This is a genomic window from Apibacter adventoris (assembly GCF_002964975.1).
GTDB lineage: Bacteria > Bacteroidota > Bacteroidia > Flavobacteriales > Weeksellaceae > Apibacter > Apibacter adventoris.
The window spans coordinates 50,785-71,203 of record NZ_PSZM01000043.1 but is presented as its reverse complement, the minus strand read 5'-3'; the positions used below and the strand labels follow the sequence as shown (position 1 = coordinate 71,203).

The following is a 20,419-nucleotide window of genomic DNA, read 5'->3' as shown; positions in this document are numbered from 1 at the left end:
AAAATATTAGTTTTACATTTTTTAAGAAACATAATGTTTATAATGAGAAAAGTTATATTACTCTTATTTGCGGTTACCGCAATTACATCTTGTAAATCTTCTAAATCTAAAAAAGGAAAGGCAGGTAAGCCAGGTATACAAGGGGAGATTGTAGTGACACAAAAAGGGCAAGAATGGTCTTCTAAAAGACCTTATGGCATGGTTCCAATCCCTGGAGGAGCATTTGTTTTAGGACAATCGGACATGGATTTTACAGGAACCGATACAAAATCACCACTAACTACTGTGACTGTTTCTGCATTTTATATGGATGATACAGAAGTAACAAATGCAGAATATAGAGTATTTGTGAATTATGTTAGAGACTCCATTGTGAGATCCACATTAGCAGAAAAAGCTGGAGGTGAAGGTGGAGGAGGAAAAGGAGAGGAAGGAATAGAAAGATACGCTTATCTAAATAAAAAATCTGAAGAAGAACAATCAGCATATCAACAATATTTAGAAGAACATGGCGGAAGAGATGGATATGACGAAACTAAAAAATTGGATTGGTCTGTTCCAATTGAATGGTCTACTAGGAATTATCCTGATGTTGCATATGCAGAAGCAATGGAATCTCTTTATTATCCTCCTGAGGAGCGTTTCAATAACGAAAGAGTATTAGATAGTAGAAAATTAATATATAGATTTACCTGGATAGATCAGTTAGAAGCAGTCAAAAATAAAGGAAGAGGGAAAAATTTTATGAAGACAGAATCTATAGCAATTTATCCGGATACTACAGTTTGGCTGAGAGATTTTAATTATTCTTTCAATGAACCTCTTTTTGAACAATATTTTTGGCATAAAGCATATTCCAAATACCCTGTTGTAGGAGTAACTTGGGATCAGGCAAGAGCATTTTGTGCTTACAGTACAAAAGCAAAAAACGATTACAATCAAAGTTTAAAAAAGAGAAAAGAAAGAATATTTCCATATAGATTACCTTCAGAAGTTGAATGGGAATATGCTGCAAGAGGTGGTTTAGAAAATGCCCCTTATCCTTGGGGAGGTCCTTACTTAATTGATGATAGAGGTTGTTATCTAGCTAATTTTAAACCTAAAAGAGGAGATTATATGGAAAGTGAAAAAGGCTTTTTATATACAGCTCCGGTGAAGTCATTTCATAAAAACGGATTTGGTTTATATGATATGGCAGGAAATGTTTCAGAGTGGACAATATCTGCGTACAACAATAGTTCGTACATAATTTCTTCTACTTTAAATCCTTATCTTGGTAATAGAATTGAAGATCCTAGAAAAGTTATAAAAGGAGGGTCTTGGAAAGATATAGGGTACATGTTAATGCTTAGCGAAAGAGACTGGGAACATAAAGATTCGGCAAGAAGTTTTATAGGATTTAGAAGAGTACAGACAACACCGGAAGGAGCTAAAGTAAAATATCCTTCAATACAAAAACATCAAATAAGATAAAAATTAAATTAACAAAAAATTATAAAATAAGAAAAATTAAATTATTATGGCAGCAAAATCAAGTTCAAAAGATAAAGTATTAAATATGGTTTATTCTCTAGGTGCCGCAGTAGTTATCTTAGGGGCTCTTTTTAAAGTAAATCACTTATCTTTAGGACCAATATCAGGTAGTTTTGTACTAGGAATTGGATTAATAGTAGAAGCTTTTATATTTGTAGTTTTTGCTTTTGATACACCAAAAGGAGAGTATGAGTGGGAAAAAGCATACCCTGAACTTCTAGACGGTAAACCAATTGAAAGAAAAGTCAAAGTACCTGAAGAAGAAAAACTTATTAAAGAAGCAGAAGTATCTTTATCGACAAAATTAGATCAAATGTTATCGCAAGCTAAATTAGATGCTAATTTATTTGACAGGTTAAGAGGAGGAATAGAAAATTTTGGTGCGGCTGTTAGCGAAATTAACAAAACAGTAGAAGCCAATTCAGCTACACAAAAATATGGAGACCAGTTAACTAAAGCTGCAACTCATATGGAATCTTTAAATGCTTTATATCAACTACAATTAGAAGAAGGTAAAAAATATACAGAAATCAATCAAAAATTTGTTGAAGATTTAGCCAAAGCAGGAGAAAATTCTGCTCAATTTCAAAAACAATTAGAAGAATTAACATCAAACCTAAACAACTTAAACAAAGTATATGGGGGTATGTTAAATGCCATGAAAGCTTAATAATTTTTTAAATTAAATTAAATAAGTAATATGGCAGCAGCAGGCACACCACGTCAAAAAATGATAAACCTAATGTATTTAGTGTTTATTGCAATGATGGCTATGAATGTTGATAGAGAAGTTTTAAGATCCTTTGAAGGGGTTAATGAATCTCTAGAGCTTTCCACATCATTAACCAATTTAAATAATTCAACTTTTTACGAACAAATAGAAAAAAAGAAAGAGGATGGTGATGAAGGATATGTGGGGATTTCAGAAAAAGCTAATTCATTAAGAAAACAAGCAGATGATGCTATTAAAGAAATAGAATCTGTTAAAACAGCCCTGAAAACAGCTTCAGGTTATACAGGTTCAGAAAATGGACAAGAGACCAATTATAATTCTTTACAAAATACAGACGTTGTAAATAAAGTTTTCTTTGTTAGCGATAATGTACCTACTAAATCCGTTAAAAGTATGGTAGATAAAGTTCAGACTTTTGTCAAATTTATGCAAGAAGGCATGGATAAAAAGTCTCAAGACAGAATTAAACAATTATTTAATTTTTCTAATAAAAATGGTAAATCATGGTTGGTTAATCAGTTTTATGAACAACCAATGATTGCAGCTTTAACCAATTTGTCAAGGTTAGAAGCTAATATTCGTACGGAAGAAGGAAATAGAGTAAGGGATTTATTAGCAAATAAGCTTCAGGACGAAATAGAATTAAAAGCTTTTGTACCTATTGTATCTTCTCCTAAATATGTAAAAGCCGGAGAAAGATTTGATGTAGTTGTTGGATTTGGAGCTTATGATAATACATTAAAAGGTTCTATTAATTTAAATGGAAGAAATATACCATTATCAGGAGGTAAGGCTGTAATAGGTATGACTGCAACCGGTTCTGGAGTGCAAAAACTTTCAGGTTCTATTTCTTATGAAACTCCAAATGGAGTTAAAACAGAGTCATTTAATGAAACCTATGAAGTAGTTTCTGAAACTTTAAAAGAAATGCCTACAGGAGCAAGTGTTGTTGCAGATAAGATGAATGTAGTTTATAGAGGTGTAGATAACCCGATGAGTGGTTCTGTTACAGGTGTAGATGCATCAACTATAAATATGAGTACATCTAATGGAAGCCTTTCTAAATCTGGTGGAGGATGGATTTACCGAGCAGGAGGAGGAGCAACTACCACTTTTACAATTTCAGGAAGAACTTCTTCAGGAAAATCTGTTAGTAAAACAGTAACTTTCAGAATTAAAAATGTACCAAAAGCACAGGGAGAAATTAGAGGTAGAAATGTTTTAGCAATGCCTGCATCCTCTTTGCCAAATCAAACAGTAGGTGCTTCAATTCCAGACTTTGAATTCCCTGTTTCATTTAACGTTACTGGATTTAAAGTAAAAGTTACAGGATTACCAACATCTGTAGTTTCAGGTAACTCATTAAGAGCTGCTGCAGGTGTTTTATCAAGAGCTAAGTCAGGAGATCAGGTGTTAATATTTGACATCTCTGCTACAGCTACAGGTGTAGCTCAGCAGAATATCTCCCCAATTTTAATTAATGTACAATAACATTGAAATTTTAATTTTACTATGAAATATCTAGTATTTTGTTTAACAATATTGATTAACACAGGAGTATATGCTCAAAATATTTTGAATGCGAAATCTCCTGAAGAACTAAGAAAAATGAGGGCAGAAAAGTATGATATTGTTAATAAAACAGATACTATATCCACCCAACAAACTGTTCTTCCATATGGATATATAGAAGATAAAGATATTCTTTGGTCTAAAGTTGTATGGGAGATTATAGATTTAAATGAAAAATTAAATCAACCGTATTATTATTCCTATAATGATGTTTCTGCAAATTATGTATCCCTTTATGATGCTTTATTTGAAGGAATGATGTCAGGAAAAATTAAAGAAGTTTATGATGATGATAATTTCACAGCAAGAGTAGATTCTGCCAATATAAAAAATAAAATTCAGGCAGTTAGAGAATCGGATTGGTTGCAGGAAAAAAGAGCCTCGGGAGAAACTATAACTAAACAAGATATTTTAGAAGGTACCGATCATTTTAAAACAGATACTAAAAAAGTTAAGTTGATTAAGATTAAAGGTATGTGGTATATCGATAAAAGGTTGGGACAGATGAAATATCGTTTATTAGGAATTGCTCCTATGGGGCCAGATCCTCAAACAATGGGTTTAACAGATGCAACATTGCTGGGTTATGAAGGGGGAGATGAAATGATTGATTTATTTTGGATCTATTATCCGGATGCAAGAGATGTTTTAACTAGTTACACGATATTTAATTCAAAAAATGGTTCTTCTTCAATAACTTATGATGATGTATTAAATGCAAGAAGATTTAGTTCTATCATATATAAGTATCAATCTGAGTATGGTGATGGGGAAATTGCAAATTATATTCCCAAAGATTCTAAAGCTCAGCTAGAAGAAAGTAATCGTATAAAAAATGAAATTCTACAAAAAGAAAATAATATGTGGAATTATTAAAAAAAACTTTATTTTTATAAAAAGTCCTAAATTATTATGATTTAGGACTTTTTTTTATCTTTGCTTATCATATAATATGTAATTAAATTATCAAATTTAATCCTTAAATATAAATTTATGTTAGATTATCTTATTATAGGTCAAGGATTAGCAGGTACATGTTTGTCTCATAAACTAATTAAAGAAAATAAAACCTTTAAAGTTGTTGATATAGTATCTAATTCAGCCTCATTTGTTTCTTCCGGTATGTATAATCCTGTTGTTTTAAAAAGATTTACACCAGTATGGAATGCCCAGAAGGAAATTACAAAACTAATAGATGAATTTACGCAATTAGAAAAATTATTACAAGTAAAATTAGTTTATCAGTCTAATTTATATAGAATTTTTTCAAATGAGGATGAAGTAAAAACATGGATAAAAAAATCTCAACGAAATGAAAATTTAATTCCTTTCTTAGATTCTAATGTATATGAAAATATAAATCCCTTTATAAAAGCTAATTTTGGATATGGTAAGGTTAAACATTGTGGTAAAATATTTGTAAGAGAATTATTAAGAGAATTTAGGAAATATTTAATTTCAAAAAATCAGTTAATAGATGATATTTTTGATTTTAATTCACTTGTAATTAAATCTAATTATATTGAATATAAAGGGCTTAAAGCAGGTAAACTAGTTTTTTGTGATGGGTATGCACTTAAAGAAAATCCTTTTTTTAAACATCTGCCTATGGAAGGATTAAAAGGAGAAACTATGGTTATACATGCTAATGGCTTAGGCTTAAAAGACATAGTTAAGTCTAAAGTTTTTATTATGCCTATGGAAAAAGATTATTATTATGTGGGAGCAACCTACTATTACAGAGAAGTAAATGATGAAATATCAGAAGAAGGAAAAATAGAATTAATAGAAAATTTAAACAAATTTTTACAAATAGATTATAAAATTATAAAACAATTTGCAGGAATAAGACCTACAGTAATAGATAGAAGACCTTTATTAGGATGTCATCCTGAAAAATCTAATGTCTATATTTTTAATGGCTTAGGAAGTCGAGGGGTTATGTTAGCTCCTACAATGGCAGAGGAAATATATGATTTTATGGAGTATTCTATAAAATTACAAAATGAAGTAGATATAAGAAGATTTGAATGAATATGAATATTATTACAATAATTATAATCGCTGTTACAGTTATTTTTAGTTTTAAAGGATTTAACGATCCTATATTTTTTGACAGATATAAGTTTAATGTTGGAGCTATTATAAAAAGTAGGCAGTGGGATAGAATGATTACTTCTGCATTTTTACATGGAGATGTAATGCACCTAATCTTTAACATGTTTACTTTCTATTTTTTCTCAAATTTAATTATACAAAATTGTGGAATTATATTTTTTTTGATCTTATATGTTGGCTCTATATTATCAGGCAATTTATTATCATTAGATAGGCATAAAAAAGAAAATTACTATAGTGCTATAGGAGCTTCCGGAGGAGTTTCAGGTATTTTATTTGCGTCTATAACGTTTTCACCAACCATAGAAATATTCATTTTTACCATTCCTAAACCAATTCCAGGTTGGATATTTGGGATTATATATTTAGCTTATTCAGTTTATGGAATGCGTGCTCAGTTAGGTAATATTGGTCATGAAGCTCATTTAGGGGGAGCTGTTTTTGGTATAATTGTAGCTGTTTTATTTTCAATTTTATTTTCTATTCCTATACATATTAATTATTTATTAATTATGCTTATTCCGTTAGCTTTTTTAGCATATTTAGTTTATAAAGAAAAATAGAATTATGGAATCTGATGTGCATAGTCGATCAACTAATAAAAGAGAACAAAATAGTTTTCGTAAGAGTTGGAAACTTATAGAAAATATTATTTTATATGCTGCAATAATTGCTATTTCTTTACCTATTTTTATAATTTTTCACAGGAATCTACCCAATTTTGACTGGATATATAATTTAGATAGAATTTTATTGTATATTTTAATTCTTATAATTCTTTTTATTATAGTTAAATTTTTAAGAAAATTATTTGTCATAATATGTTTAGGATTATTAGTTTTCCTAATTATTGAGTCCTATAGAGGGGGATATGGTTTTTTTGAATTAGCAGAAGATTATAATGCGATGATCCTTTCAATGGATGAAAGTAATAAACCCCAAAAAGTATTATTGGATAAAATATCTTTTTATTCTTCAGATGCTAAAATATTAAAGTCCATTGACTATACGAATATGATGGTTAGAAATTATGCTTTAAATGCGACTAATAAATATTTTAAAAAATCTCAGGAAGAAGTCAGGTATAGAACAATAATACAAAGTTTTGCAATTTTTAAAGAAATAAATGAAAATTGGAATTATGTCCATGATCCGATTGGACATGAATATTATGCAAAAGCAAGTGAATCTATTCAAACCCAATCTGGAGATTGTGATGACTACTCTATTTTAATGGCAGCATGTATTAAAATTATAGGAGGAACTCCACGTTTAATTTATACTACAGGACACATATATCCTGAAATATATATTGGAGATGAAAGTGATTTAGAAACAATAAACTATTTAATTAAAGGTAAACTTTTTCCTAATGAAAGTAAAGGAAAAAGATTGTTCTATCATACAGATTTGGACGGTAAAATTTGGTTAAATTTAGATTATATGGCAAAATATCCTGGTGGACCTTTTTACAAAAAAGAAGTTCTAGGTATAATTGATATAAAATAAATTATTTTAAGGCAATACTGTATAATGTTACATCTAATAAAAAATCTGACCTTTCGACCAATTAATTTAATCCAATTCCATCAAATCTTTTATTGATGATAGTTAATATTATGGGAATTGGAATATTAGAATCTTGTGATAATCCAGGAGCTATTTTGATATAATCTTGTTTTAATACATAAAGTTCCACAACTAAGACTTTACCTTTATTTGTATTAGAGTTAAGAATTCTATCAAGGATTTCTTTAATAAATTTCCTAATTTTAAGACAAATATTTCGTATATTGTAATATAATAATTTTATAATATTCAAATTGTTATGTTTAGGAAAAAGACTATTTTCCAGAGCTAAAATAGATGTGGATAAATACTAAATTCAATGATAAACCTGTTACAAGACATAAATATGATTATCCACAAACAGATTTTGACAAATCTATGTTAAAGATTATGGATTTTAAAAAGCCTAAAAAATAAAAAGTATATAATAAATTTAGAGTAGTTATCGTTAAATAATTGCAAAATTATGTAACATTGATTAAAATTGTAATTGTTATGAAAAAACCAGAAAACTTTAAAAATGCGTACTACAGAAAGATTCCTGCATATTTCAATTTAGAAACAGATGAATTAATAGGTAGAAATTGGTTTTATGATTTATTAATTGAAATAAATGTATTTGTTGATGCCAAAATTCTTATGCTAGAAGAGTTCCCAATTTTAATTAAAGAAGATTAATAATATATAAAAATTTAACATTTTTTTAACATTTTTTAGCATGCCTATATCACATAAGTTCATAATTTTGCTTAACAATAAAAAAGGTATTATCCCAATTAATAATACCTCTTTGTTTATAGAAAACTTAATTTTAGTCTTCTATTTTGACTAAAATCTTAAAAGCTTTGCCTTTAGGCATACAAATTTTTTCACCATTTTTGGTGATGCATCTTCTAAAAATGTATTTGTATCCTGAAGGAGCTTGATGGTAATTATTTTTTTTCATATTATTTAAATTTTTTATGAAATTTTAAATTATCTTTTCTGATGTAGCAACATCCAAAAAGATTGACAAATAGCTTATATTTCAAAGACCTAATATTCTCTATACAATTGGGAATATAGAGATTACAATCAAAAAAATGAACAGTAGAATATATGCTCAAATCTTTTAAATTTACAAATAATAGTTGATTTATCTAATGTTGTGAAAATTAATTTATCAACAAATTATAAACAATGTGATAAATTGTCCAAATAAAAAATGGGTGAATCAGTTTTAACTCAAAAAGTTTAACTTGGTGTAATATTCTATGCCATTATTTATTTTAGTATCTGATGTCCTATTAAACAGGTTAAACACTGTTTATTACTACATTTATTTTTATACAAATCTAAAAATGCTTGACTATCTAAAGCAGAAATTATAGGAAATCCCAGTTTTTTAAATTTATTGATTACAGAATTATTTTCTGCAGGTATTTTATTTGTTATATCTATAATTTCTTCTATCATAGATTTACCAATACTTAATGAATAAGTGAATTTTATAGGAATAAAAGAATTCAAAACAATTAATTCCTTTTGAGATTTCGATAGTTTTTTTATTATATTTAACTTCGATTCTTTTCCAAATACATAATGGTTATTCCAATATTCAGATGCATATACTTTATCAAGTAAATTAAAATATTGATCAATGCTCTTACTTTCTACCACATGAGAAAATAGATTAGGGTATAAAGATAATAGATGAGCAAATTGAGAAAGGCGAATGGTAGGAAAATTAGAAGGTCTTAATCTAAAATATTTTAATTCTATATTTTGTTTAGTTAGTAAAAATTTTGATTTAAGATAGTTAAATTCTTCTTTTAGTAAAAGAGAATAAGAATCGTCTTTATGTTTAAAAGAATTATTAGTTAAGCCATAAAATAAAGCTTCTAATAAAATAGGCTTATAAGATAATTTTTGTATAATTTTATAATCAATTGAAAGAAATAATTGTTCAAATGCTTCGGCATTAATTTTTAATCCAAAAGAATAAGCCAAAGTAGTAGCTAAAACAGCTTCCCAATTATTATTTAGTAAATGACATAATTGTTTTATCTTTTCTAATTTTTCTTGTAATTTATTGATATATAAATGTTCAGAAATTGAAAAATTAGGAGTTAGAAGATATTTATCTATTAATTTTTCGCAAGGAATAAAATAAAATGGGTCAAAAAATAAAAAACTATGGTTTTTAATTAGCTGATCCGGAATATAAGACTGCAACTCAAGAGTTGGAATATTATTTTTAATTAAAGAGGGAATTTCTTTATCATGTATATAAACAACATGTAAAATAATATTTTTATAAGAATCATTATTTTCATGATTATGTTTTAACCAATCGGAAGATTTTGTGTGAATTTCAATGTTACCATTCCATTCAATTCCATCTATTAATATTTTAGACATCGTAAAATCCGGACCAGAATTTTTATTGAGTATTCCAGATTTAATAATTTCTATTTTTTGCCCGGAAGAAGCATGTAAATTAAATAAATTAAACTTCTTATACAGCCAAATATAATGTAAAAAATTCTCAGTCATTTTTAATAATATTATTTTAATTAAAAATAAGAGTTTATTTATTTTCTTTCACTAATAGATATGTAATCTCTTTTATGATTACCCACATATATTTGTCTGGGTCTATTTATAGGTTCTCCGTTAAGTCTCATTTCTTTCCATTGAGAAATCCAGCCAGGTAATCGTCCTAAAGCAAACATTACAGTAAACATTTCCGTAGGAATTCCAAGGGCACGATATATAATTCCGGAGTAAAAATCTACATTTGGATATAATTTTTTTTCAACAAAATAGGGGTCATTTAGTGCTACATTCTCAAGTTTTTTAGCAATTTCTAAAGTTTCATCATGAATACCCAATTTTTCAAAAACATTGTCGGCAACTTTTTTAATTACTTTTGCTCGAGGATCAAAATTCCTATAAATTCTATGTCCAAAGCCCATAAGTCTGAAACTATCATCTTTAGATTTAGCTTTATCTACCCATTTTTGAAGATCCCCACCATCATCTTTAATCATCTCAAGCATTTCAATCACAGCTTGATTAGCTCCACCATGTAATGGACCCCATAAAGCAGAAACACCGGCAGAAATTGAAGCAAATAAGCCTGTATGTGCAGATCCTACCATCCTAACAGTGGAAGCAGAACAATTTTGTTCATGGTCTGCATGTAAAATTAATAATTTATTAATCGCATCTACTATCACTTCATCAGTTTCAAATTTATCAGTAGGAATTTTAAACATCATTTGATAAAAATTATGAGGATAATCTAAACTATTGTCAGAATAGTTTAGGGGTAAACCTAATTTCAGTCTATAAGTCCAAGCACAAAGAACCGGAAATTTACCAAGTAATAGAGTAGATGCATTATAAAGATCAATTTCAGACTTAACATTTACAGCATGAGGATTAAAAGCTGTTAATGCACTTGTTAGTGTTGATAAAACCCCCATGGGGTGTGCTGATCGTGGAAATCCTTTAAGAATGTATTTCATTTCTTCACTAACCAGACTATTTTTTTTTATATCATTTTCAAATTTATTTAATTGCTCTTCCGTTGGTAACTCACTTTTTAACAGTAAATACATTACTTCAGTAAAAGTAGATTTTTCAGCAATTTGTTCAATGGGGTAACCTCTATAATATAATTGTCCCAAATTCCCATCCAGATAAGTAATTTTACTTTTAGTAGCCCCAGTATTTTTTAATCCGATATCTAAAGTAATTAACCCTGTTTCCTGTCTTAATTTTGATATATCTATTCCCTTATCGCCAATTGTGCTTTCAATTACAGGATATTCATATTCTTTACCCTCATATATTAGTTTTACTGTGTCTGACATACGTTATTTTTATTTTTGTGAAATATAGGAATTATAAATTATTAATAAAAAAAATAGTAAAAAAAATAATCTATTAAAATATGTCGTATAAATTATTGATATAACATAAGTTATATATTTATATTGTTGTTGAAAAAATAAAACTAAGGAATAAATAGAAATTTAACTTATTATTTTTTGTATATAAAATGTAAAATTATTCCTATTGTATATTGAAAAAACAAACTTTTTAGTGTGATTTTTATCATGTTGAATGGAGAGGAATATAAACATTAAGTGTTTAAAATACTCCTATAAAAAAAGAGAGAGTATTTTAACTCTCTCTTTTTTTATTTAAAGAAATTTTATTCTTATCTCTTAACTTTAAAAGCTTTAAATTGAGGATAAACAGCAATGTCTCCTAAACTTTCTTCAATTCTTAATAATTGATTGTATTTAGCCATACGATCTGATCTGGAAGCAGAACCTGTTTTGATTTGTCCACAATTTAATGCTACAGCTAAATCAGCAATAGTATTATCTTCAGTTTCTCCTGAACGGTGAGACATAATTGCTGTATAGCCCGCATTTTGAGCCATTTGTACAGCATCAATGGTTTCAGTTAAAGTTCCGATTTGATTTACTTTAATTAAAATAGAATTTCCAACTCCTTGGCTAATTCCATCTTCTAATCTTTTTACATTAGTTACAAATAAATCATCTCCTACTAATTGTACTCTATCTCCGATTTTATCGGTTAAATGTTTCCAACCTTTCCAGTCATTTTCATCCATTCCGTCTTCAATAGAAATGATAGGATATTTATCTGTAAGTTCTTTTAAATAATCAGCTTGTTCTTCACTAGTTCTGATTTTTCCTTTATCACCTTCAAAAATAGTATAGTTGTATTTACCATCTTTATAAAATTCAGAAGAGGCACAATCTAAAGCTAACATTACATCTTTTCCTGGAGTGTATCCAGCTTTTTTAATAGCATCTAAAACGGTATCCAAAGCATCTTCAATCCCTTTAAAATTAGGAGCGAAACCACCTTCATCACCTACAGCAGTACTTAAACCTCTGTCATGAAGCACTTTTTTTAGAGAATGAAAAATTTCAGTTCCCATTCGGATAGCTGTAGAATAACTGTCAGCCACAACTGGCATAATCATAAATTCCTGAAATGCAATGGGAGCATCTGAGTGAGCTCCGGCATTAATGATATTCATCATTGGAACAGGAAGTACTTTACCATTTACTCCTCCTACATATCTGTAAAGAGGTATACCTAGTTCTTTGGCAGCTGCTTGTGCTACTGCTAAAGAAACTCCTAAGATAGCGTTAGCACCTAGTTTTCCTTTATTAGGTGTACCATCTAATTCGATCATAGCTTTATCAATTGCTGCTTGTTCAAAAACATCAACTCCCACTAGTTCAGGAGCTATAATATCGTTTACATTTTTAACAGCTTTAAGTACTCCTTTTCCTAAATATTCTTTACCGCCGTCTCTTAGTTCCACAGCTTCATATTCACCTGTAGATGCTCCTGATGGTACAGCTGCTCTTCCCAATGTTCCATACTCAGTGATTACATCAACTTCTACAGTTGGGTTACCTCTGGAATCCAAAATTTGTCTTGCATGAATTTGTGCTATTAGACTCATAATTATATAATATTTTGTTTGTTAAAAAATCTATGCAAAATTACTCATTTATTGGTAGACAACATGTATTATTGTCTAATTTTTTAACAAATTTTACCTAATATTAATCATAATTTCATCCTGGGTAAATAAATTTTAGACATACAGGCATATCCAATAAAATATTTTGATGTGTATCTTTCAATAAACCTGTTTCCTGATTAATATGAAAAATTTGTATGGTATCACTGTCTAGATTAGCAACAAGTAAAAATTTTCCATTAGGAGAAATAATGAAATTTCGAGGATGTATATTAGTTCTTTCGTAATCAATTCGTGTTAATTTACCATCCGATTCATTGATTTTAAAAATTGAAATACCATCTTTCTTTAAACGGTTGGAAGCATAAAGAAATTTACCATTAGGATGGATATGAATATCTGCACTTCCTTCTGCTTTATATCTATCAGACACAGTGGTTTGTATTTCTTCCAAATTGCCATTTTCATATTTAAAAACAATTATTGTTCCGGCTAACTCATTTATAAGATATGCAAATTTTTTATTTGGGTTAAATACCAGATGACGAGGTCCTGAACCTGGAGAAATTTCAAAATATGAAGGCTTACCAAAGGATAGGAAATTATTTTCATCATTATAATTTACATTAAATTTATAAATACGATCACTTCCTAAATCTGTAGCATATAAATATTTATAATCTGGTGAGAAAACCACACAATGTAAGTGAGATTGATTTTGTCTTGTATCATGTAAACTACTACCAGAAAAAACTACCTGTTGTAAAATAGGGAGTAAGCTTCCGTCATTATTAGTTTTAAATACAGAGATACTGCCGCCTATATAATTTGCCGTAATTATATACCGATCATTTTTTCCAATATTTATGTAGCAGGGAGCAGCACCAAAGACCAGTTGTGAATTTTGTAAAGTAATTTTTCCATTTTTCTTATTAAAAGAAAATGCATTTACTGTAGAATTTGTATTATCCTCATTTTCACTTACAGAATAAATATGATCTCCATGATGATTGACTACTAAGTAAGAAGGATTATTTACTTTTACATTAGTTATAAATGAAGTATTGCCAGTTTCAGATTCAAATTTATATACGTAAATACCATCGCTATCTCCTTGTGTGTAAGTACCTACAATTAAAAATATTTCCATAAAATTGAGATTAAATATTAATTGATTAATAATGTTAAAATAACTAAAATAATTTGTAATTGTATAATAATATAGTGTAAAAATATGAATTTTTTTATTCTATAAAAAAAATATTATAATTTTTTATATCTTTGACGTATTAATATTGTGAAAATAAATAAGAAGGCATATGTATAAGAATTTAAAAGGAAAAGTTGTGGTTATAACAGGAGCTTCAACAGGTTTAGGGAAATCAATGGCTGAAAGATTTGGTCAAGAAAAAAGTAAAATAATTGTTAATTATTTATCAGATAAGAAAGATGCAGAAAATGTTGTGAAAGGAATAGAAAAATTAGGAGGTAAAGCGATTGCTGTACAAGGAGATGTAGGAAAAGAAAAAGATATAAAAAAACTATGTAAAGCAGCGATTGACACTTTCGGAGATTTGGATATATGGATTAATAATGCAGGACATCAAAAAAAAATACCGACACATGAAATGACCTTAGAAGAATGGAATTCTGTTATAAATACGAATTTAACCGGAGTTTTTTTAGGAGCAAGAGAGGCCATAAGATATTTCTTAAAAAAAAATAAAAAAGGAATTATTATAAATATGTCTAGTGTTCATGAAAAAATACCTAAGCCTCATTTCTCACACTATTCTGCTAGTAAAGGAGGTGTAAAGATGCTCACAGAAACATTAGCTTTAGAATATGCACAAAAAGGAATAAGGGTAAATTCTATTGCACCAGGTGCTATTTATACTCCAATTAATGCAGATTTTAAAGATCCCAATATAGTAGCGGAGGTTGAAGAAACTATTCCTTTAGGTTATGTAGGAAATCCAAAAGATATATCAAACATAGCTGTTTGGTTGTGTTCAGAACAAGCTGAATATATAACGGGGACATCCATATTTGCAGACGGAGGAATGACACTTTATTCGTCTTTTGAAATTAAAGATGAAATATTATAAAAATGTAAATAATAAAAAAAATAATATGGGAATATTAAGTAATAAAACCGCTTTAATAACCGGTTCCAGTTCAGGGATAGGTAAATCAATTGCTACTAAATTTGCGCAAGAAGGAGCTAATGTTGTTATAACCTATCATTCAGGAAAAGAAAGAGCAAAAAAAATAGAAGAAGAATTATCTAGTTTAAAAATTAAGGTTAAAGCTTATCAAGTAGATGTGTCTGATTTAGTAGAAATACAAAAATTGTTTCATTTAGTTGAAAAAGATTTTCGAGATATTGATATATTGGTAAACAATGCAGGAATTAATGGGCAGAATATTACTATAGAAGACATGAGTTTAGATACTTGGGATAAAACTATAAAAACAGATTTATATGGACCTTTTTATTGTATTAAAGAATTCTTGAATCTTAAAAAGAAAAATAATTCTTATAAAGGATCTCGTATTATTAATGTAACTTCTATTCATGAATATATATGTAAACCGGGAAATGCAGATTATAATTCAGCAAAAGCAGGGATGAGAAATTTAGCACGTACCTTAGCTATTGAATTAGCACCTAAAGAATTGACAGTTAATAATATTGCTCCGGGGATGATTCTTACACCTATGAATAAAAAAGTTATGGATGAGGCAGAAGATTTAAAGAAAAAAGAAAATATTATCCCAATGAAAAGAGCTGGAAGTCCGGAAGAAGTTGCTAATGTTGCTTTATTTTTAGCCTCTCAAGCAAGCTCTTATGTAACAGGATCTACATATACTGTAGATGGGGCTTTATCAATATTAGGCCAAGATGCTTAAATTATTTTGTAAGTAATATAGGAGAATGAATTCTATAGACTTTTTGATAGCCTGTATTCCTATACTCACATGGGGTTTGGTACCGGTTATTTCCACAATAATAGGAGGTAAAGCCGTAGAACAATCTATGGGTATTTCTTTGGGTAGCTTAGTATTTGCTTTAATTGTATTTGCTATAAAAAAACCAGAAATTAATTTTCATATTATTTGGATAGGTTTGTCTTCTGGTTTATTCTGGGCTATAGGTTCAGTTGGACAATATAAAGGATTAAAATATTTAGGAGTTTCTAAATCTATGCCCATTTCGAATGGAACGCAAATTATAGGTACCTCTATATTGGGAATTTTTTTAGGAGATTGGACTACAAAGACTTCAAAAATTTTTGGTTTTACCGCATTAGTATTAATCATTTTGGGAATATTTTTCACTTCCTATAAAGAGATTGAAGAAGGCATAGTAAAAGAAAAATTACAATGGGGTAAAGGAATTTCTTTTAATTTGCTTTCCTCATTAGGATTTACTTTTTATGTGGGTATTTTAAAATATTTTAATATTGATGGTTGGTCAAGTCTTATCCCACAATCTATCGGGCAAATATTGGGAGTTATTATTATTTCATTTTGTATTTTTAAGCATAATCCCTTTAATCTTACTGTAGTAAAAAACAGTATAGTAGGAGTTGTATGGGCAATAGGAAATTTAGCTATATTAATTTCTCAAATAAAATTAGGATTATCTGTAGCATACCCTGTAGGGCAAGCTTGTATAATAGTGTCCATTATAGCCGGTGTATATATTAATAAAGAAAAGAAAACTAAAAAAGAATGGATATCAGCTATCATAGGCATGTTGGTAATAGCTTTAGGATTATTCTTTCTTTATTTATCTGGAGTTTACGATAAAATGTAGTAAATAAATATAACTGTCTTAATATACATAAATTAAATTGTAAATATATTTTTAAGTTTAAGATTTTGGAATAAACTATTATAAAAAATTATATAAAAAAGCTTTTAGTTTAAACTAAAAGCTTTTTTATATATTATTTTCATCATATGAAAAATAATGAATCCTTTTAATAGAAATTAGTAAATTATTCTAAACCTAAAGTTAACTTACAAATGTAAATTTCTTTTTCATTACCGGTATTTTTTCCCATAACATCAGATAATTTTACCGCATTTAAATATTCATCTTTAGGTTTTTCTTTAACATGAGTTAATTTTATGACCATATTTAAAGGTTTAGCACCCACATCATTAGATAAATAAGTTCCTATACCGTAAGTGTCATGTATTCTTCCATTTACATATTCTTTAATTTTACGGACTTCTTCTAAATTTAAGGAATCACTAAATACAATGGTTTTAGAAGTAGGATCTATACGGTTTTCTTTATAAAACTGAATTGTTTTGTCAATAAATTCAATATTGCTTCCACTATCGCAACGTACACCATCAAATAGTTTCGCAAGTTTTAAATTAAATGATTTAAAAAAGGAATCTGTTGTATACGTATCAGTCAATGTAATACCTAAACTTCCTTGAAAAACTTCTACCCAAGCTTCTAATGATTTTATATTTGCTGCGCGATAACCAAAAAAGGCTCCATGATACATAAACCATTCATGAGGCATAGTGCCAATAGGGGTAGTGTTATGTTTCATGGCTAAATATACATTACTTGTTCCTTTGAAATGCTTTCCTGAATTTTCTTTAAGAGTTTTTACAACAGTATCCTGAACATCAAAAGAAAATCGTCTTCGTGTACCAAATTCAGAATAATCCGCTTTTATATCTTTAAAGCCTATAGCTTTTTCTTTGGCTTTAGATTCGACATCTTTAGGAACAATACCCTTCATTTTAAAATATATTTCAGATATTAAAGCCATAAGTGGTACTTCCCAAAGAACTGTTCTATACCAAAACCCTTCTACATAGAGATTTAGATCTCCACCATTTTGAGATATATGAACTTCGTCAGGATTATACCTGTATCCTTCTAGGAAATCTATAAAGTAAGGATCTAAATAATAACATTTTTTTATAATGAAATTTTTTTCCTCTTTAGTAAGTTTCAATTGAGGCATTTTTTGAATTTCTTCTTTCAGTTTTTCGGCAAAACCTTCAGGAAAATTCCCAATGTCTCTATTAATAAAATCATATCTAACATATGCCCTTGGATATAGTTTCTGTATAGCATGCATTACAGAAAATTTATAAAGGTCGTTATCGGTAAAATACTTTATAATCATATGAATTTTATGCTTAATATTGATATTAATTTATCTGAATTTAATATAGTCAAAAAATGAAAAAAAATATTTTGCAGTTTAATTTGTATATCTATTAAATAAATCATAATTTTTTTAAATAAAAAATTTATAGTATACCTTATTAAGGTATCTTTCAATACAAAAAGATTAAAATAATTTATCAAATTTACTATATATTAAATAATAATTGAAAGAATAGATGTATATTATTTGCAATTCTTATGCCTAAAATCGTTATAATTAAAAAAAGAATTATCTTTAACTAAAAAAAGAATGAAAGCATTAATTATAGTAGATGTTCAGAATGATTTTCTTCCAGGTGGAGCGCTAGCAGTTGAAAATGGAAATGAAGTATTACCGATTATTAATAAAGTTCAGGAAGAATATAGTTTAGTTGTAGCTACACAGGATTGGCATCCTGAAAATCATAAAAGTTTTGCCTCCCAACATAAAGAAAAAAAAACTTTTGATGAAATACAATTAAGAGGACAAAAACAAATTTTATGGCCCGACCATTGCATACAACAATCTTGGGGAGCAGAATTTTCAAAGGAATTAAAACAAAATCAAATTGAAGCTATATTTAGGAAAGGATTAGATCCTACAATAGATAGTTATAGTGGATTTTTTGATAATGGAAAGTTAAAATCTGTAGGATTAGGAGATTATTTAAAAGGCAGAAGTATTGATGAAGTTCATATTTGTGGTCTTGCGGCTGATTTCTGTGTGTATTATACAGCTAAAGACGCATTAGAACTAGGTTTCAGAACAAAAATTATAGAAAATGCTACTAAAGCTATCAATCCATCAAATTTCCAGAATTTGAAAAAAGAATTTGAAAATATAGGTGGGAGAATAATTCAAAAGTGAATTTATTGAATGTTTTTACATGTTGTAATTTTAAATTCACCCATATATTTAAATATAAAGAATAAATTAAACTCCTAGATAGAATTATTTATATATTATGAATGATATGATTAGATAATTAATTTAAAAAAATAATTATAAAAAGCTAATAATTCATCTGTTTTAGTGTAAATAATAGAATGATTTAAAGTAATTCAAATAAGGGTACAGAAATTAGATTTATTTGTATTAAGATATTTTTATTGAAAATAAAATAATTAAATGGTTATTAATGATAAGCTAATCGTCAATTTTTATTCCTAAATTTCTATATTGATTTTTAAATTTCTCACTCCATTTGAGCCAATCTTTGCTTTGAGCTTTAGCATCATTTATTTTATTTAAAAAACTAATAATGTAAGAATCAGAAAAATCTTTTGGAAAATTTTCCCATATATTTAAATTGCCTTTGAACCATGCCTCATTCATAATATAATTAAAACGATTAACATCAAAAGTATCATTATATTGGTGATGTGAATTTGTCGCAGAAGATTTAAAAGTTGTTTCCATGACAGCCTGTTTCAATGTTCCGATAAAATTTTTGTTTTTTTTATTTTTTCTAAAAAAGATAGTAGCATTGAAAAGTTGTTTATGTTCATCTACTTGATCATCAATACCTTTCCATACTTCTAACCAGTATTTTTTATTCCATAGACCCATAAGAATTGAATTTAATTGCCAATAGTTTTGTTTAGTGTTATTATTTACCAGACCTAATTTATAAAGAATAGAAAATAATTTAAATTGGTTATAATAATAAGCTTTAAAAATAAATCGGGGTGGGGTAAAAAGATTTTTGGGAGTACTGGAATATATTAGATCAGTAAGTGAATCGGTAACAGGATAATTTTTTGTTTTATTGCCTAACCAGCTTAAATTAAGTAAATGGATATTAAATATTTTAAGATTATTAATAATAGGATTAATTGCTAATGGTTTAAAAAACCATACATCATCTTCAGTCATTATAAAATATTCAGAGGACTTTTGTGCTTGTTCTATCCACATCTGTGTAGGAATTATAAAACCATTTATTTCACTGCCTGTAGTTATATTTAATTCTACAGATTTTACTTTTTCATTATATTGTTGAGAAGTTATAATAGTAACCTGTGGATGTTTTTGTTTAATTAGATTTAAATATTTAGAGGGGGTTCCGTCATCCAGAATTTTAATTTTTATATCACCATCAATATATTTCTCAATACTACTTACACATCTGTCTAGGTAATATGCTCTGTTAAAAGATTTTATTAAAATATCCATTTT

Annotated in this window: 19 protein-coding genes; 12 read left to right on the top strand and 7 right to left on the bottom strand. The window is 28.0% G+C overall.

Annotated features, from left to right (window positions below; genetic code table 11):
• The first annotated feature begins 42 nt into the window (after positions 1-42).
• The 7 genes from porK (at position 43) to C4S77_RS09125 (ending at position 7,465) form a co-directional block, all read left to right on the top strand.
• Positions 43-1,473, top strand: a complete 1,431-nt coding sequence (porK, locus tag C4S77_RS09155; protein ID WP_105247338.1) for a T9SS ring complex lipoprotein PorK/GldK — start codon at positions 43-45, stop codon at positions 1,471-1,473.
• A gap of 46 nt (positions 1,474-1,519) precedes the next feature.
• Positions 1,520-2,203 (top strand): type IX secretion system motor protein PorL/GldL, encoded by a 684-nt coding sequence (gene porL, locus C4S77_RS09150; protein ID WP_105192446.1) that lies wholly within the window; start codon positions 1,520-1,522, stop codon positions 2,201-2,203.
• Positions 2,204-2,233: 30 nt separating this feature from the next.
• Positions 2,234-3,757 (top strand): type IX secretion system motor protein PorM/GldM, encoded by a 1,524-nt coding sequence (gene porM, locus C4S77_RS09145; protein ID WP_105247282.1) that lies wholly within the window; start codon positions 2,234-2,236, stop codon positions 3,755-3,757.
• A gap of 21 nt (positions 3,758-3,778) precedes the next feature.
• The gene (gene porN, locus C4S77_RS09140; protein ID WP_105247281.1) at positions 3,779-4,714 is read left to right on the top strand and encodes a type IX secretion system ring subunit PorN/GldN; all 936 of its coding nucleotides are present in this window, start codon (positions 3,779-3,781) and stop codon (positions 4,712-4,714) included.
• Positions 4,715-4,831: 117 nt separating this feature from the next.
• Positions 4,832-5,872 (top strand): NAD(P)/FAD-dependent oxidoreductase, encoded by a 1,041-nt coding sequence (locus C4S77_RS09135; protein WP_105192449.1) that lies wholly within the window; start codon positions 4,832-4,834, stop codon positions 5,870-5,872.
• A 2-nt stretch (positions 5,873-5,874) separates the two neighbouring features.
• Positions 5,875-6,519 carry a rhomboid family intramembrane serine protease gene (locus C4S77_RS09130; RefSeq protein ID WP_105247280.1) on the top strand — a complete coding sequence of 215 codons (645 nt, stop codon included), beginning with the start codon at positions 5,875-5,877 and terminating at the stop codon, positions 6,517-6,519.
• Between the two features lie 4 nt (positions 6,520-6,523).
• On the top strand, positions 6,524-7,465 hold the full coding sequence (locus C4S77_RS09125) for a transglutaminase-like domain-containing protein (protein WP_105247279.1): 942 nt from the start codon (positions 6,524-6,526) through the stop codon (positions 7,463-7,465).
• Between the two features lie 61 nt (positions 7,466-7,526).
• On the opposite strand, the gene C4S77_RS13415 is transcribed toward C4S77_RS09125, so the two are convergent.
• Positions 7,527-7,655 (bottom strand): hypothetical protein, encoded by a 129-nt coding sequence (locus tag C4S77_RS13415; RefSeq protein WP_260209724.1) that lies wholly within the window; start codon positions 7,653-7,655, stop codon positions 7,527-7,529.
• A 365-nt stretch (positions 7,656-8,020) separates the two neighbouring features.
• On the opposite strand from C4S77_RS13415, the gene C4S77_RS09115 reads away from it, so the two are divergent.
• The gene (locus C4S77_RS09115) at positions 8,021-8,203 is read left to right on the top strand and encodes a hypothetical protein (RefSeq protein WP_105247277.1); all 183 of its coding nucleotides are present in this window, start codon (positions 8,021-8,023) and stop codon (positions 8,201-8,203) included.
• Between the two features lie 585 nt (positions 8,204-8,788).
• On the opposite strand, the gene C4S77_RS09110 is transcribed toward C4S77_RS09115, so the two are convergent.
• The 4 genes from C4S77_RS09110 to C4S77_RS09095 form a co-directional block, all read right to left on the bottom strand.
• Complete coding sequence (locus tag C4S77_RS09110; RefSeq protein WP_105247276.1) at positions 8,789-10,060, bottom strand: DUF2851 family protein; 1,272 nt, start codon at positions 10,058-10,060, stop codon at positions 8,789-8,791.
• Positions 10,061-10,098: 38 nt separating this feature from the next.
• Entirely contained in the window at positions 10,099-11,385 is a 1,287-nt protein-coding gene (locus C4S77_RS09105) for a citrate synthase (protein WP_105192452.1), read from the bottom strand.
• A 350-nt stretch (positions 11,386-11,735) separates the two neighbouring features.
• A complete protein-coding gene (gene eno, locus C4S77_RS09100; protein WP_105192453.1) occupies positions 11,736-13,028 on the bottom strand; it encodes a phosphopyruvate hydratase in 1,293 nt (430 codons plus the stop codon).
• A 115-nt stretch (positions 13,029-13,143) separates the two neighbouring features.
• Positions 13,144-14,199, bottom strand: coding sequence for a lactonase family protein (locus C4S77_RS09095; protein ID WP_105247275.1), 1,056 nt, complete (start codon positions 14,197-14,199; stop codon positions 13,144-13,146).
• A gap of 169 nt (positions 14,200-14,368) precedes the next feature.
• Between C4S77_RS09095 and C4S77_RS09090 the strand changes: the two genes are divergently transcribed.
• Genes C4S77_RS09090 through C4S77_RS09080 form a run of 3 tightly spaced genes read left to right on the top strand, consistent with a single transcriptional unit; the run spans position 14,369 to position 16,872 of the window.
• Complete coding sequence (locus C4S77_RS09090; protein WP_105247274.1) at positions 14,369-15,157, top strand: glucose 1-dehydrogenase; 789 nt, start codon at positions 14,369-14,371, stop codon at positions 15,155-15,157.
• A complete protein-coding gene (locus C4S77_RS09085; RefSeq protein ID WP_260209720.1) occupies positions 15,144-15,962 on the top strand; it encodes an SDR family NAD(P)-dependent oxidoreductase in 819 nt (272 codons plus the stop codon). The genes C4S77_RS09090 and C4S77_RS09085 overlap by 14 nt, the downstream gene beginning before the upstream one ends.
• Positions 15,963-15,987: 25 nt before the next feature.
• Positions 15,988-16,872 (top strand): GRP family sugar transporter, encoded by an 885-nt coding sequence (locus C4S77_RS09080; protein WP_105247273.1) that lies wholly within the window; start codon positions 15,988-15,990, stop codon positions 16,870-16,872.
• 184 nt (positions 16,873-17,056) lie between these two features.
• Here the strand turns inward: C4S77_RS09080 and pncB are convergent, their stop codons facing one another.
• Positions 17,057-18,223, bottom strand: a complete 1,167-nt coding sequence (gene pncB, locus C4S77_RS09075; RefSeq protein WP_394335583.1) for a nicotinate phosphoribosyltransferase — start codon at positions 18,221-18,223, stop codon at positions 17,057-17,059.
• A 288-nt stretch (positions 18,224-18,511) separates the two neighbouring features.
• Between pncB and pncA the strand changes: the two genes are divergently transcribed.
• Positions 18,512-19,108, top strand: coding sequence for a bifunctional nicotinamidase/pyrazinamidase (gene pncA, locus C4S77_RS09070; RefSeq protein WP_105247272.1), 597 nt, complete (start codon positions 18,512-18,514; stop codon positions 19,106-19,108).
• Positions 19,109-19,387: 279 nt separating this feature from the next.
• Here pncA and C4S77_RS09065 read toward each other — a convergent pair whose 3' ends face one another.
• On the bottom strand, positions 19,388-20,416 hold the full coding sequence (locus C4S77_RS09065; protein WP_105247271.1) for a glycosyltransferase family 2 protein: 1,029 nt from the start codon (positions 20,414-20,416) through the stop codon (positions 19,388-19,390).
• Between the last annotated feature and the right edge of the window lie 3 nt (positions 20,417-20,419).